The sequence below is a fragment of the Carnimonas nigrificans ATCC BAA-78 genome, from assembly GCF_000526695.1.
Lineage (GTDB): Bacteria > Pseudomonadota > Gammaproteobacteria > Pseudomonadales > Halomonadaceae > Carnimonas > Carnimonas nigrificans.
The window spans coordinates 218,084-232,443 of sequence record NZ_JAGO01000010.1 but is presented as its reverse complement, the minus strand read 5'-3'; the positions used below and the strand labels follow the sequence as shown (position 1 = coordinate 232,443).

The 14,360-nt window shown below is 57.3% G+C and carries 14 protein-coding genes; 5 read left to right on the top strand and 9 right to left on the bottom strand.

Features of this window, described 5'->3' with window-relative positions; all coding sequences use genetic code 11:
* Nucleotides 1-57: 57 nt before the first annotated feature.
* Together L881_RS0102280 and L881_RS0102275 are read right to left on the bottom strand one after the other, a co-directional pair.
* Entirely contained in the window at nucleotides 58-1,344 is a 1,287-nt protein-coding gene (locus L881_RS0102280) for an MFS transporter (RefSeq protein ID WP_025732108.1), read from the bottom strand.
* Between the two features lie 139 nt (nucleotides 1,345-1,483).
* Nucleotides 1,484-1,837 (bottom strand): YnfA family protein, encoded by a 354-nt coding sequence (locus L881_RS0102275; RefSeq protein WP_051464763.1) that lies wholly within the window; start codon nucleotides 1,835-1,837, stop codon nucleotides 1,484-1,486.
* A gap of 310 nt (nucleotides 1,838-2,147) precedes the next feature.
* On the opposite strand from L881_RS0102275, the gene L881_RS0102270 reads away from it, so the two are divergent.
* Nucleotides 2,148-3,845 carry a glycoside hydrolase family 13 protein gene (locus L881_RS0102270; RefSeq protein WP_025732106.1) on the top strand — a complete coding sequence of 566 codons (1,698 nt, stop codon included), beginning with the start codon at nucleotides 2,148-2,150 and terminating at the stop codon, nucleotides 3,843-3,845.
* Nucleotides 3,846-4,061: 216 nt separating this feature from the next.
* Here the strand turns inward: L881_RS0102270 and L881_RS0102265 are convergent, their stop codons facing one another.
* The 4 genes from L881_RS0102265 to L881_RS13515 all read right to left on the bottom strand — a co-directional run bounded on the left by L881_RS0102265 (nucleotide 4,062) and on the right by L881_RS13515 (nucleotide 6,716).
* Nucleotides 4,062-5,114 (bottom strand): 2,3-butanediol dehydrogenase, encoded by a 1,053-nt coding sequence (locus tag L881_RS0102265; RefSeq protein ID WP_025732105.1) that lies wholly within the window; start codon nucleotides 5,112-5,114, stop codon nucleotides 4,062-4,064.
* A gap of 335 nt (nucleotides 5,115-5,449) precedes the next feature.
* On the bottom strand, nucleotides 5,450-5,644 hold the full coding sequence (locus L881_RS0102260; protein ID WP_025732104.1) for a tautomerase family protein: 195 nt from the start codon (nucleotides 5,642-5,644) through the stop codon (nucleotides 5,450-5,452).
* 115 nt (nucleotides 5,645-5,759) lie between these two features.
* Nucleotides 5,760-6,494, bottom strand: a complete 735-nt coding sequence (locus L881_RS0102255) for a CbtA family protein (RefSeq protein WP_025732103.1) — start codon at nucleotides 6,492-6,494, stop codon at nucleotides 5,760-5,762.
* 9 nt (nucleotides 6,495-6,503) lie between these two features.
* Nucleotides 6,504-6,716: a CbtB domain-containing protein gene (locus L881_RS13515; protein ID WP_084055366.1), complete on the bottom strand. Its 213-nt coding sequence runs from the start codon at nucleotides 6,714-6,716 to the stop codon at nucleotides 6,504-6,506.
* Nucleotides 6,717-6,991: 275 nt separating this feature from the next.
* On the opposite strand from L881_RS13515, the gene L881_RS0102245 reads away from it, so the two are divergent.
* The gene (locus tag L881_RS0102245) at nucleotides 6,992-7,549 is read left to right on the top strand and encodes a histidine phosphatase family protein (RefSeq protein ID WP_025732102.1); all 558 of its coding nucleotides are present in this window, start codon (nucleotides 6,992-6,994) and stop codon (nucleotides 7,547-7,549) included.
* A gap of 34 nt (nucleotides 7,550-7,583) precedes the next feature.
* Here the strand turns inward: L881_RS0102245 and rsgA are convergent, their stop codons facing one another.
* The gene (gene rsgA, locus L881_RS0102240) at nucleotides 7,584-8,591 is read right to left on the bottom strand and encodes a small ribosomal subunit biogenesis GTPase RsgA (RefSeq protein WP_025732101.1); all 1,008 of its coding nucleotides are present in this window, start codon (nucleotides 8,589-8,591) and stop codon (nucleotides 7,584-7,586) included.
* Nucleotides 8,592-8,681: 90 nt separating this feature from the next.
* On the opposite strand from rsgA, the gene orn reads away from it, so the two are divergent.
* Nucleotides 8,682-9,248 carry an oligoribonuclease gene (gene orn, locus L881_RS0102235; protein WP_025732100.1) on the top strand — a complete coding sequence of 189 codons (567 nt, stop codon included), beginning with the start codon at nucleotides 8,682-8,684 and terminating at the stop codon, nucleotides 9,246-9,248.
* Between the two features lie 142 nt (nucleotides 9,249-9,390).
* Here orn and L881_RS0102230 read toward each other — a convergent pair whose 3' ends face one another.
* Together L881_RS0102230 and L881_RS0102225 are read right to left on the bottom strand one after the other, a co-directional pair.
* A complete protein-coding gene (locus L881_RS0102230) occupies nucleotides 9,391-9,744 on the bottom strand; it encodes a hypothetical protein (protein ID WP_025732099.1) in 354 nt (117 codons plus the stop codon).
* Entirely contained in the window at nucleotides 9,741-10,568 is an 828-nt protein-coding gene (locus L881_RS0102225; protein ID WP_025732098.1) for an inositol monophosphatase family protein, read from the bottom strand. Before L881_RS0102225 ends, L881_RS0102230 begins: the two co-directional genes overlap by 4 nt.
* A gap of 209 nt (nucleotides 10,569-10,777) precedes the next feature.
* Here L881_RS0102225 and ppk1 point away from each other — a divergent pair, with 209 nt between their 5' ends.
* Nucleotides 10,778-12,826: a polyphosphate kinase 1 gene (ppk1, locus tag L881_RS0102220; RefSeq protein ID WP_025732097.1), complete on the top strand. Its 2,049-nt coding sequence runs from the start codon at nucleotides 10,778-10,780 to the stop codon at nucleotides 12,824-12,826.
* Entirely contained in the window at nucleotides 12,823-14,355 is a 1,533-nt protein-coding gene (locus L881_RS0102215) for a Ppx/GppA phosphatase family protein (protein WP_025732096.1), read from the top strand. The genes ppk1 and L881_RS0102215 overlap by 4 nt, the downstream gene beginning before the upstream one ends.
* The last annotated feature ends 5 nt before the right edge of the window (nucleotides 14,356-14,360 follow it).

The window sequence follows — 14,360 nt, the reverse complement described above, 5'->3', positions numbered from 1 at the left end:
TGCATTATTGCGATGCGGGGAAGTCATTCTCCCGCTCGCTTTCAGCAGGCGCGTCGATTAGCGGCGCGCCTCTTTTTTTCCTAGCGTCAGGGCGGCGAGCATACAGAGAATATTAGTGGCAATCAGATACCAGGCGGGGCTTACCGGGTCGCCGGTAATATCGCTGAGCCATGAGAAGATCAGCTGAGCGCTGCCGCCGAACAGGGTAATGCCCAGCGCATATACCAGTGAGAAGCCGGTTGACCGCACCTGTTTTGGGAATACTTCGCACACGGCCACCAGCAGGCCGGCACCGCTGATACATTGCAGCGCGGTAAATAGCGCCACAATGCAGAAGAACAGCACTTCGCTGTGCACACGGTTGATTAGCACAAGCCCAGGCCACAGGGCCAGGGTCAGCAGCAGGCGCGGCACCACAATGGTGAGCACGCGACCATAACGGTCAGCCATCCATCCGCCCAGTAGCGAAAAGACCATCACGCCAATGCCAATCAGCACCGGAGCGAGCATGGCAACGCGGGTCGGGTAGTGCAGATCGTGCAGCGCGTAGGTTGCCATGTAGTTGAGGAAATATTGTGAGATGGTGCTGCCTGAAATAATCAGGATACCTACTACAATCCAGCGTGAATGCTGGCTGAACACCTCTTTGATCAAGGCGCGCTGCGAGGTTTCAGTACTCTCGTCGTGGGGCACAAGGGTGTCACGCAGATGGCGGCGCAGATAGATCGAAATCGGCAAAATCAGCAGTCCGCAAGCGAACGGAATGCGCCAGCCCCAACTGGCAAGCTGTTCATCGCTCAGCACCACGCTCAGCAGGTAGCCGATGGCGCCTGCGCTAATGCCAGCCGCTCCCTGGGCGACAATCTGCCAACTGGTGAATAGCCCGCGACGATGGGGCGGTGCGGCTTCCATGATAAAGGTGGTGGCAGGGCCTGCTTCTCCTCCCCACGCCAGCCCCTGAATCATTCTTACCACGACCAGCAGAATGGGCGCGGCAATGCCAAGAGTGGCGTAATCGGGCAGCACCACCAGCCCGCCAGTACCTATCGCCATCAGCACCATGGTCAGCAGCATCGCCGGTTTGCGGCCCGCCTTGTCGGCGTAGCTGCCGATCAGCAGCGCACCCAGCGGACGCACCAGAAACCCCAGCCCGAAGACCGATAGCGACAGCAGCAAGCTGGCAACGGCACTTTCCGAGGGAAAGAAGGCGTGGCCGATCATGACCGAGAAAGTGGCGTAAACGCTGAAATCGAAAAATTCGACCGCTGCGCCAGCGGCTACGGCGGCTACATCACGAGGCGCTACGCGCGAAGAGGGGGTCAGGGAAGAAACACTGCTGGACACAAGAACGGCTCTGGTTAGAAAGCGCGGAACGCGATAATTAAGGCATGGTGCACCCACTCTCGGGGCGCGAATAACGCTCAGTGTATCGGATTGGCGCTTGTCTTTGTATGAAGAGGCATCGGTTAGAAGGGGGAGCCGGCTATGAACGAGGGGCAAGCGCGATGATCGCTGCGCCGATCAATATAACGACTGCACCGGTGATATCCCAAACGCTGGGCTTGATGCCCTCGATCCACCACAGCCACAGCAGTGCCACCACGACATAGATGCCCCCATAGGTGGCATAGGTGCGGCCTGCGGCATCAGGGTGCTGAGTGAGAAGCCAGGCAAAAAGCGCAAGACACGCCGCCGCCGGTAACAGCAGCCAACTGCTGGCCCCCTGGCGTAACCACAGCCACGGCAAGTAACAGCCGACAATTTCCAGCACGGCGGTAAGTGCAAACAGCAAAAATGTAGTGGTCAGATGCGTTATGCCATGCAATGACACGTTCATGGGGCGAAAGGCTCCGTGGTTGGGACACCGATTGAGGCGTGAGATAGCTCTGGTGCGGGCCGGTAAAACTGATGCTGGCCGGTAAAAAAAGTGCACGCTGATATATGAAACCATGATGCGTTAACGCAGCGATTCGGTAAGCAGTGGAGCCGGTGCGCAGCAGCCGTTGAACAGGCTCTTAGACCAAAGAGGAGGTCTCACCACCTTATCAAGCGCTCCCTAAAACACTACCTTTATTCGTCATGTCGCTTTGTTGAAGGCGATGGCAACCATCAAGCATGTGTTATCAGCAATCGCAGGGACGAACCATATGAGCACCGCATCACCCGAGCATCCCACCTGGTGGAAAGAAGCGACCGTTTATCAGATCTATCCGCGCTCGTTCAAGGATAGCAACGGCGACGGCCTGGGTGATATTCCCGGCATTATCGAGAAGCTGGATTACCTGAGTACGCTCGGTATCAACGTGATCTGGCTGAGTCCGCACTTTGATTCGCCCAACGTGGATAACGGCTACGATATCCGTGATTATCGCAAGGTACTGAAGGAGTTCGGCAGCATGGCCGACTTCGATCAGTTGCTCAGTGAAATGAAGCAGCGCGATATGCGTCTGGTGATTGATCTGGTGGTCAATCATTCCAGCGATGAGCATGAATGGTTTGAGCAGAGCCGCCAGTCAAAGGATAACCCCTATCGCGATTTTTACATCTGGCGCGATGGCAATAGCGACGGTGGCCCGCCCAATAACTACGCCTCGTTTTTCAGCGGCAGTGCCTGGAGCAAGGACGACCGTACCGGCCAATATTATCTGCACTACTTCGCCGCCAAGCAGCCCGACCTCAACTGGGAAAACCCCAGCGTGCGCGAGGAGGTCTATAGCCTGATGAAGTTCTGGCTCGACAAGGGCGTGGCCGGTTTCCGCATGGATGTTATCCCGCTGATTTCCAAGCAGCCGGACATGCCTGAGCTGACGCCTGAGCAGCTTCACGCTCCTGAATATGCCTACGCGAACGGGCCGCATCTGCACGACTACTTGCAGGAAATGAACCGTGAAGTGCTGTCGAAGTACGATGTGATGACAGTGGGCGAAGCCTTTGGCATTACCTATGCGGAGACACCGGCGCTGGTAGGGCGAGATCGCAACGAACTGAACATGATCTTCCATTTCGATCTGGTGCGTCTTGACCGTGATGGCTGGCGTAAAACCGAGTGGACACTGCCTGAGCTTAAAGAGATCAATCGGAATATCTACGAGGCCGATTACGGTGAAGGGGGCTGGGGCACCACCTTCTTGACCAACCACGATAATCCGCGTGCGGTCTCCCATTTCGGCAATGACAGCGCTGAATGGCGCGAGCTATCGGCCAAGGCGCTGGCGACCATGATGTTCACGCTGAAAGGCACCCCCTATGTCTATCAGGGCGATGAGCTGGGCATGACCAACTTCCCGCTTGAGCGCATCGACGACTATCAGGATATCGAAGTGAAGCGTGCCTGGCAGGAAGAAGTCGTGTCGGGGCAGGTCAGTGCTGAAGAGTTTCTGGAGAGCTACGCGCAAACCTCACGCGACAATGCGCGCACGCCCATGCAGTGGAGCGCTGAACCTCAGGCGGGCTTTACCACGGCGGATACACCCTGGTTTGCGGTCAATCCCAACTATCGCGACATCAACGCCGAACATCAGCAGGACAACCCTCACTCTGTCTATCACTTCTATCGCCAGTTGATAGCGCTGCGTCGTGCAACGCCTGCGTTGATATATGGTGATTATCATGACCTCGCGCCCCAGGACCCTAACGTTTACAGCTATACGCGCGCTCTGGGGGATCAGCGCTATATGGTCGCGATCAACTTTACGGAAGAAGAGCAGGAAGCCGCGCTGCCGTCTGGTGCGTCAGTGGTGAGCGTATCGCTCAGCAATTATCCTGATGAACAGTCGCCGCAGCAGGACGCTCAAGTCATCCAGCTTCAGCCGTGGCAAGCGGTGGTGGTGACAATCAGCGCGTAGCTATCAAGCGAACCATCAAGCGGTAACAGGGCAAGCGGGCGCTATCAGCAGTAGGAGACGCATCGCTTTGCTTTTGCTGAAAGTGGGAAGCGAAACAGGCGCAGGCTATTGGCCGCGCCTGTTTGCGTAGGGGGACAAGCATCGCCCTGTGAAGCGAAAGGGCGCGCCATGCGACACTCCTCACCGGTGATGATAGGCAAGGAGCGTCGGGAGCGGTTATTGCTCGGGAGAGACCAGAATTTTTACCTGATCCTTCTCTTTCAGCAGCGTTTGGAAGCCTTCGTCGATCACATCGGAGAGCGAGATGTGCTTGGTGACGAAATCCTCGACCTTGAAGTAACCCTGCTCCATCAGAGCGAGGGTGGCGGGGAAGACGTTGCGGTAGCCAATAATGCCGGTGATATGGCTCTCTTTCATCAGCACCTTGTTGGGCAATATCGGCGCGTCGCCTTCCCATACGCTGACGATCATGGTTTCGCCCTGAATACGCACGCAGTCAATGCTCTGCTCAAGTACCTTGGGCACACCAGTCACTTCATAGGCGACATCCACGCCGCCGTCGGTGCGGGCGATAATCTCTTCAACGGCATCGACCTGCGCGGGGTCAATCGCCTGTGCCCCCAGCGCAGCAGCGCGCTCGCGGCGCTGTGGCGACAGTTCTACCGCATAGATATCTTTCGCACCGGCTGCCTTGAGCGCTTCTATGACCAGCAGCCCGATCGGGCCTGCGCCGAACACCGCCGCTTTATCGCCCACCTTGAAGCGGCTCTGGCGCACTGCATGTACCGCGACCGATGCAGGTTCAGTCAGTGCACCCTGCTGGTAGCTAACGCTGTCAGGGAGTCGGTGCAGCATGGAAGCGGGCACGGAGGCATACTCGGAAAAGCCGCCGCCCATTCCTGCCAGACCGTAAAAGCCCATTTTGTCGCACAGGTTGTATAGCCCCTGGCGGCTCGCTTTGGAGTTGGGATCATTGATGATCGGCTCGACGGTAACACGATCACCCACCGCGTAATCGCTGACACCATCGCCTACTTCAACGATTTCACCGGAGAATTCGTGGCCGAGAATTACAGGCGCTTTATCGCCGGTGAGCGGGTGGGGAGTACCTACCGGAATAAAAATGGGGCCAGCCAGATATTCGTGCAGATCGGTGCCGCAAATACCGCACCATTTGATTTTGATCTTGACGCGGCCTGGCGCAACGCTGGGTGTTTCAACCTCATCCAATCGAATGTCTTTCGTGTCATACCATCTGAGTGCTTGCATTGAGATGCCCTTCCAGAACAGGTTTAGGTACTAACATGCCCCTCACGGGTCGCATTACGGCCCAGCCGCTAGCGAGAATTCGGTTATCTGATGGAGTAGTGAATTGTCTGCCCAACGTCACAGTTGTTCGTTTGCTGTAGGACGTACAGCCGCTGGTATTGTCTGCCTTAACAGGGGGTGACTCAACTCCCCTTATGTCGCGTTGCGTCAGTGGCCGCACCCTTGCCGCCATGCCACTCGCCAATAAGAGAAGAAAGGCTGAGTGCAGCATAGTAGCGCAGCCTTCCGGGCTCCAACCGTGCTCCCTTCAGTTGCAGCTTCAGTTTCAGCAAGAGTTAGCCTTTGGGCTGCCGATCAACGCCCAGCACACCGCCCTTGGCCCAGTTATCGCTGCTGCTCTCCTGAAAGAACACCTGCACTGACTCCGGCGCTACCTGATAGGTCTCGACCAGGGCATCAGTGATGCGCTGCGCCAGTTCGCGCTTCTGTTCAGTGCTGCGCGGAAACTGTTGAATGGTAATAATCGGCATAGTGATCTCGTTATGGGAAGAGGGAAAGGGGGTGGGCCTGCTGCGCAGGGTATCACTCGGCAGGCTCCATTCTCCCACATCGCTGCGGGAGAATGGTTGCCCTGGCGTTATACGTTCACGCCAGTGTTTGCGAACTGCGCCGCTGCTGCTCGATCCAGTACCCGAAGCCCAGCCCCAGACAGGCCCATACAATGGCGTTAATCCCCAGGCTGGTCAGGCGGAAATTAAACAGAATATCGGCGGGGAAACCTTGCGGCACCTCGTCTACCCCTGGCAGGAGTATCCAGGCCAGTACCACGATAACGGCGTACAGGGCAGCACCGCTCAAGGCACTCGACCAGACATCGTGGTGCTGGCGACGCTGATGCGTCAACAGACAGGCGGCAATCATCGCCACCACCGATATGAGCAGCATGCCAAAGTAAAGCGCCGTGCGCTGCCCGATGGTGTCAGGGCTGCCGACCGCGGGCGGATTGGCCGGATATTTCAGCCAGGGCACCAATACCAGCGCAACAAAGCCGCACAGCGCCACTATCAGTGCGAGAGTGCGTCCTTGCAGCCGCCCGGTACGGCCCTGGGCAAAGGCGTATGCCAGCGCGAAAATTCCCCCCAGCGCGGTAGAGTAGACGGCGATACCGGTAAAGAGCCCTATCGTGCTTTGCACCTCTCGACTGACGGGCTCTTCGTCAGGCTCCACTGAAGGACCGTGCTGGTGCCCATGGCTGGAGGCTTCTTCGAGGGCAATTGCTGCGCTGACGTTGGGCTCGCCTGCCCACCAGGCGAAGGCGAAGGCGAGTATGCTCGCCAGCAGCCCGATCAGCATGCCGCGAAGCAGTAATTGTGCGGTCATTACAGCTCCTCAATGGCAAGGGAAGCCAAGCAAATGGCGTCCATCGTGTACGAATTCATGAATGTACACGCCTTTGAAGAGAGCGGTAGCGCCCTGTTCTGCGCCGACAAAATAGATGGCAAGCAACAGCAGCAAACCGCCAAAAATGGCCCAGGGAATAAGTTCGCTCAAGGGAATGGGGGCTGCTAGTGTGTCACTGGAAGAAGTGTGTAGAGCTGTCATGAGATGTCCTGGAATAACGCGTTCCGGTTAAGTGGGGGCGGTGTTCGTAGAGGTCTGGCTTCCCTGGGCGAGCGGCGATATCGCATTCGCGTGGGGTTACAGTGGCGCGACCGCACCGGAATTGCGCCGGTTTCTGCATACGAACAGCGTCGTTTTCAGTCAGCCTTCATGCTGATTGAAGGCTCTATCATAACGGGTTAACCCGACGCTTGCCGAGATTGAAGCACGTTTTCCTGTCCTTGGCAGGGTGGATAGCCAGAGAAGAAGGCAGAACATTGAACGAGTGTCGAATACGACTGATATGCCGCCCCTCCATCAAGGCTGATCGGCAAGGGCTGTTTGCGCTGCCTGATGCACCTGCGGAAAACGGCGAGCCAGCGCTTGCGCCTATCATTATGGACGCTGACGAGAAGCTGTTGGTGGCACCGGAGCTGCGCGCCAGTGACGCGGCCCGAACGCTGTGGCCGCAAGGAGTCTGGTGCAGTGAGCCAGCGCTGGCAGAGTGCCACATGGGGCAGTGGCGCGGCATGGCGCTCAAGCAACTGCCGCAGCAAGCGTTGGCGGAGTGGTTGGCTGCACCGGAAGCCGCCCCTCACGGCGGTGAGTCGTTGCAGCAGCAGCGGCTGCGGGTAGGGCGGTGGTTGGAGGCGATGCGTGATGACGCGCGAAAAATAACCGCGGTTACGCACGCCAGCGTGATGCGTGCAGCGATTGCGCACGCATTGGACATTGAGACAGCGGCTGTGGGGCGCATCGACATTGAGCCGCTTGCCGTGGTCACGCTTTACTGGCGCGGACGGTGGCGCTACCGCCTGACCACGGCGAGGGGATAGAAGCTTCTGGTCGGATTAAAGAGCGCTGTGATTGCTAGCGCTCCGGGTCGGCGACAATACGGCGGAAGCTGGCGAAGCGTTCCGTGCTGATCTCATTACTATCGACGGCGGCCAGCAGTGCGCAGCCGGGTTCGTTAACGTGGCGGCAGTTGCGAAAGCGGCAGCGGCCAAGGAAGGGGCGGAACTCGATAAAACCGTCGGCGATGGCCTCTTCATCAAGATGCCCCAGCCCGAATTCGCGAATGCCGGGGGAGTCGATCAGATCGCCGCCATCGGGGAAGTGGTAGAGGCGGGCGGTGGTGGTGGTGTGCATCCCTTTGCGGGTCTCGCTGGAAAGCTCACCGACGCGCAGCGCCTCGTTGGGCAGCAGCGCCTGAATCAGTGATGATTTGCCCACCCCCGATTGCCCGACAAAAACAGCGATATGGCCCTTGAGGAAGTCGCGCAGCGCGGCAAGCCCCCCAGGGGCTGAAATAGACGCTTCAATCACGTCATAGCCAAGCCCTTGATAGCGCTCCAGCAGCGCCAGCGTTGGCGCGCGCTGATCATTCAGCAGATCGACCTTATTAAGCACCAGCGCTGGCTGAATGCCGGTCTCTTCAGCGGCCACCAGATAGCGATCAATCAGATTGGCGTGGGGAGCAGGCTCCACCGCGAAGACGATCATGATTCGATCAAGGTTGGCGGCTACTGGCTTGAGCACCCCCTGAAAGGTTGGGCGCTCCAGCGTTGAGGTACGCGGCAGGCGAGCCACCACCACACCGCTGCCGTCATCGCCTTCACGCCAGCTCACGTTATCCCCGCTGACCAGTGATTCGAGGTTGGCACGTAAATGGCAGCGATGCACGCTGCCGCGCTCGCTCTCTACGTCGAGACTTTTTCCGAAGTGCGCAATGACACGGCCACGCTGCTCAGGGCCAAATTCCCCTGACTCCAGCTTCTGCTGTTCGCGCGCTTCCTGACTGGCGGCGCGCCGATTGCGTTCGGCCTGAATACGATCAATGCGTCGCTGCTGCTGGCGGGTAAGTTTGCGTCCGCTCATGCGTCCCCTGGCTAATATGATGGCTTGCTTGACCTGTCATTCTACAGGTTTACTCTTGTGCGGTTATCCTGATTTGGTGGAGAAGTGTCAATGTCGCAAGCAGCAGAGGGAATCAACCCGGCTGATGACCGTCTAGGCTGGATTGATTTGGAAATGACCGGTCTCGATCCCAGCGTGAATCGCATTATCGAAGTGGCGACCATTGTCACCGATGGCAATCTGAACCTGATTGCAGAAGGACCGGTTATCGCGGTGCATCAGGATGATCATTTGCTGGATGCGATGGATGAGTGGAATACCCGTACCCATGGGGAGTCGGGGCTGATTGAGCGGGTGCGCAGCAGCAGTGTCGATACCGCTGAAGCCGAGCGTCTGACCATTGAGTTTCTGCGTCAGCACATGGCGCCGGGAACCTCACCGCTATGCGGCAATAGCGTGCATCAGGATCGCCGTTTCATGCAGAGTGAAATGCCTCAACTGGCCGACTTCTTTCACTATCGCAACCTTGATGTATCAACGCTGAAAGAGCTGGCGAAGCGCTGGAAGCCTTCCATTCTCAAGGGCTTTGAGAAGCGCACGACGCATCAGGCGCTTGATGATATTCGTGAATCCATCGAAGAGCTGCGTTACTACCGCGAGCATTTTCTGGCGCTCTAGGCCGCCAGCCGTTCTTCCTTCTGAAGCAGTAGCGCTCGGCGAAGGTGTCTGTCGTGCGCTACCGCGGATTTTCCTTCCACAAGCAGGCGCTTGCTGCTCCCCCATGGCTGCTGCGTGCTCCGCTGCCGCCACGTTTAATTCCCTACCTTCCCCAATTACCGCCATTCAGCTTCGATTCGCTGAACCCAAGGGTGACGCGCGTGTTGCCGCGGTCAAGATGAACATGGCCCGCAGTATAGTGGCCGGAAGCGCCGTGACTGCCGGTCATGTAGCCCGCCTCAAGGCCGCCATGAACATCGACACCGCGCTGTTTCGGCGGCTGCGAGATCAGATAGGGATTAGTGTCGCTAAGCGGGGGAGTGGTTTCCGAGCGACTGCCATATTTGTGTGCCTCGGCCTCGAAGTCAGGCCCCGGCACGCTCAGATCAATAGGCTCTGCCATGCCGACAAGCGGCAGTGTCAGTAGCCCCACCAGCGACAGGCAGCGTGTGATCACGGCGTTATCAATGCCCTGTGCAGTGCTTCCCAACTGGCCTTGTCGGGAGCGCAGATTAATCCGCCTGCAAGGTTATCGAGCCGGTACGGTGTGCCGTCGAAATGGGCCGAGTAGCCGCCTGCTTCCTGATGAATCAGCCAACCAGCGGCGTGATCCCACGGCATGAGCTTGCGATAGAAAGAGCCGTGACGGTAGCCTTCAGCCAATAGCCGGTACTCATGGGCCGCACACAGCAGCATCGAAACCGCACTAAAACAGCCCAAACGTGCATTCACCTGACTCTTGAGCGGCTCATCGAGATGCCCGGTCGAGATCAGCATCTCCATTTTCTCCAGCGCCACCGGCTGGGCGACCTGTAAAGAATGACTGCTGCCATCAGACCACTGCGCCCAGGCCCCCTGGCCTTTCACTGCACAATAGCGCCGCTCGGTTACCGGGTCGTAGATAATGCCCGCTGCCACTTCTCCGCGCTCGACCACCGCCACCATGATGCCAAAGAGCGGCGTCGCGGAGGCGTAGTTGCGCGTGCCATCAATGGGGTCGATCACAAATGCCAGCTCCGCGTGCATCAGCGTATCGAGAGATGTCTGCCCCTGCGCTACCGCCTCTTCGCCAATCACAATAGCGTTATCGAAGGTAGTGAGCAGCGCATCACTGATAAAACGCTCGGCTGCTTCATCGGCATCGGTGACCAGGTCGATAGCGCTGGTTTTGGCGCGAATCTCCGCCGCTGACAGCTTGCCGAAGGAGGGCATCACGATGGCCCGCCCCGCCTGCTCAAGAATGACAGCAACTTCGTCTAACTGCGCTTTACTGAACGCCATGGAATCCTCGTTCGTGGAGAGTGGTTGAAAGGGAGAGTGGCTAAAGATGGTTCCAGCTTATCACGCGAGCGAGTACCGTATAGCTGCTTCAACAGTCCAATTGCCGGGCGCTGGAAACTATCTAATATATCCTGTCAGGGTCATTTACCTGACTGTCACATTAGTGTTCTAAATTAAAAAAAGAAAATGGTTAATACAGGGCGGTGGAAATGTCGTTATACCCGAAGGAATTGAGTTGGCTTGCGTTTAACGAGCGAGTTCTGCAAGAGGCGGCAGACAGTCGGGTGCCGATCATCGAGCGAATGCATTTTTTAGGTATTTTTTCCAATAACGCCGATGAATTTTTCAGTGTTCGCGTGGCGGAAGTGCGGCGTCAGGTGGCTGCTGCGCGCAATAAGGATGAGCGGCGCGCTGCCGAGGCGCTGTTTGCTGATATTCAGCAGAAGGTGGCGGATCTACAGAAACTCTTCGATACGATTAGTGTTGACGTGTGTCGGGAGCTTGCCAGCAAGCACATGATGCTGGTTGAAGAGGAGCAGCTGACCAACAAGGAGAAAGAGTGGCTGAAGCGCTTCTTCCATTCCGATATCAAGCGCTATCTGGTGCCGCTGCTGATTGGTAAATCCACCTCGATTACCGATCTCGTCAATGAGGATTCCACCTATTTCTTCGTTGAAATCAAGCATGACGGACGCGCCAGTTATGCCGCGGTAGAGCTGCCCCGTGATCGTCTGCCGCGCTTTATCAAGCTGCCGTTCAAATATGAGAAGCGCAACAAGCGTATTGTGCTGCTCGACAGTGTGATCACGCTCTGCCTTGAAGAGCTGTTCGAAGGCATTATTCCGTTTGATTCGGTGCGTGCTTATGAATTCAAACTGACTCGTGATGCCGAATACCGCCTGTCCCACGATATTGAACATAGCGTGCTCGAACTGATGGAAGAGGGTATTCGTCAGCGTGAGCAGGCCGAAGCCGTACGTCTGGTCTACGACGGTGATATGCCGCAGGAAATGCTCGATTTTCTGGTGGAGAATACCCAGATGTCGCCCAACGATTCGCTGGTGGCGGGCGGACGTTATCGGAATACCCGTGATCTTGTCAGCTTTCCCAATCTGGGGCGTAAATCCTATCAGCATCCTACCGTAGCGCCCTTGAACCATCCGGTATTCAAGGCGCATCGCAATGTTTTCACGGCCATTGCTTCCGAAGATATTCTGCTTTATTACCCCTATCACCGTTTCGAGCAGCTAACCGAACTGGTGCGACAGGCGGCTTACGATCCTGCGGTGCGTTCGATCAATATTTGTCTCTATCGCGTTGCCAGTGATTCGCAGATCATCGAGTCGCTGGTGGATGCGGCGCGTAACGGTAAAAAAGTGACCGTGATGGTGGAGCTACAGGCGCGCTTTGATGAAGAGGCCAATATCGAGTGGGCCAAGTTCCTTACCCAGGAAGGGGTACGGGTCATCTTCGGTATTCAAGGGCTGAAGGTACACGCCAAGCTGATCTTGATTACCCGCAAGGAAGAAGAAGGCATCAAGCGCTACTGCCATATTGGCACCGGCAACTTCAATGAAAAAACCGCGCGTATCTATACCGATTTCAGTCTGTTTACCGCCGATGACGAGATTACTGCCGACGTTGAGCGCGTGTTCCTTTATCTTGAGAAGCCCTATAGGGTGCCCGAGTTCACGCATCTGCTGGTCTCGCCGGTCACCACCCGACCACGCTTGATGGCGCTGATCGAGGGGGAAATCGAAGCGGCTGAACGGGGTAAAAAGGCAGAAATTTTCCTCAAGATCAACAATCTGGTCGATGAGGAACTGATCCACGCTCTGGAACGCGCATCGCAGGCGGGGGTTAAGGTGCGGGCCATTGTGCGCGGCATGTGCTGTCTGCGCCCCGGCATCAAGGGCGTCAGCGATAACATTCAGGTGCGTAGTATCGTGGATCGCTTCCTTGAGCACGCTCGGGTGTTCTGCTTCCATAATGGCGGTCAGCCGCGCTCCTATATCTCGTCGGCCGACTGGTACGGGCGCAACCTTGACCAGCGCGTTGAAGTCAGTGCGCCCCTCAAGGCGCCTGCAATTGCCGCGCAGGTGAAGGATATTCTTGAAATACAGTGGCGAGATAACACCAAAGCGCGCATTATCGACGCTCATCAGTCGAATCTTTACCAGCCTCGCGGCAACCGTAAAAAAGTGCGCTCACAGATGTTGATTTACGATTACTTGAAACAAGCCGGCGGTACTCCATGAGTGAAGATGTACTCCCTGAACCGCCTCAGCCCGAGTCTGCTCAGGCGCCGTTTGCCGCCCTCGATCTCGGCTCGAACAGCTTTCACCTGATTACTGCGCGGGTGATTGACCAGCACCTGCAACCGCTGCTGCGCTTCAAGCAGCGGGTGCATCTGGCCAGCGGGCTTAACGAAGAAAATGAGCTTAGCGATGAAGCGATGCAGCGCGGGCTTGATGCGCTGCGTTTGTGCGCTCAGCGGCTGGCGGGCTTTCAGCCTGAACAGGTCAGGGTGGTGGCTACTCATACTCTGCGAGAAGCGAGCAATCGCGCCACGTTTCTTGCGCGTGCAGCCGAATTTCTGCCTTTCGCCATTGAAACGATTTCGGGGCGTGAAGAAGCGCGCCTGATCTATCAAGGGGTGGCGCAAACCACGCCCACCAACGAGCAGCGGCTGGTGATCGACATTGGCGGCGGCAGCACCGAGATGATCTCCGGGCATCAGTTCGTTACCGATTTTCTCACCTCGCGCAGTATGGGCAGCGTCTCTTTCACCGAACGCTTTTTCAGTAATGGCGAGATCACGGCCAAGGCGTTTGAAAAAGCCTGTGTCGCTGCGCGCAGCGAATTGAAGCCGGTGATCGCCGACCTGAAGAAATTCAGCTTCGATGCGGTGTACGCAACATCGGGTACCGCCAAGGCGCTGGCACTCTGGGCCAGCCAGCGCGACGATCAGCCTGCTGATCGCATCACCTTGAAGCAGCTATATCGGTGCCGTGATGAGCTGCTGGCGCTGGGCAAGGTCGACAAGATTGCGATCAGCGGCATGGACCCCGAGCGTGAAGCGATCATTACCGCTGGCACCGCCATTATGCTGAGCATCATGGAGGCGCTGGGGCTTGATGCGCTAAATACCCACGATGCGGCGCTCCGTGAAGGGGTGCTATACGAGCTGGCAGGCAGCGTTATTGATCATCAGGATGTGCGACAGCGCACCGTCGATGGGCTGGCTGCGCGGTACAGTGTCGATCCTGATCAGGCGCGGCGTGTCGAGCGGGCAGCACAGCAGCAGTTTGACAAGGTGGTAGCTCCCTGGAAGCTGTCGAAGCACTGGTGCCGGCGCTTGCTGTGGGCCGCTCGGTTGCACGAGGTGGGGCTACAGATCAACTCAAGCAGCATGCACCACCATTCGGCCTACATTCTTGCCAATGCCGATATGCCTGGCTTTGGCAAGGAAGAGCAACTGCTTCTGGCGACGCTGGTGCGCTGCTGTCGCAAAAAGATAAAGCCCGATCTGCTCCCGGCGTTTTCGCTCTATTCGCAAAAGGATGTGCAGCGCCTGATTGTGGTGCTGCGCCTGGCAGTGCTCGATAACATTGACCGGCAGGATTCAGCGCCGAGCTTCCACATCAGCGCCGATAGCGGCGACCAGCTCGATGTCACCTTGACCGATGTGGGGCGCATGGACCCGGTGCTGCTCGATCAGCTCAATGGGGAAGTGAAGCAGTACGCGAAGCTGGGTATCACACTCAAGCTGCATAACAACGCTTAGCACGG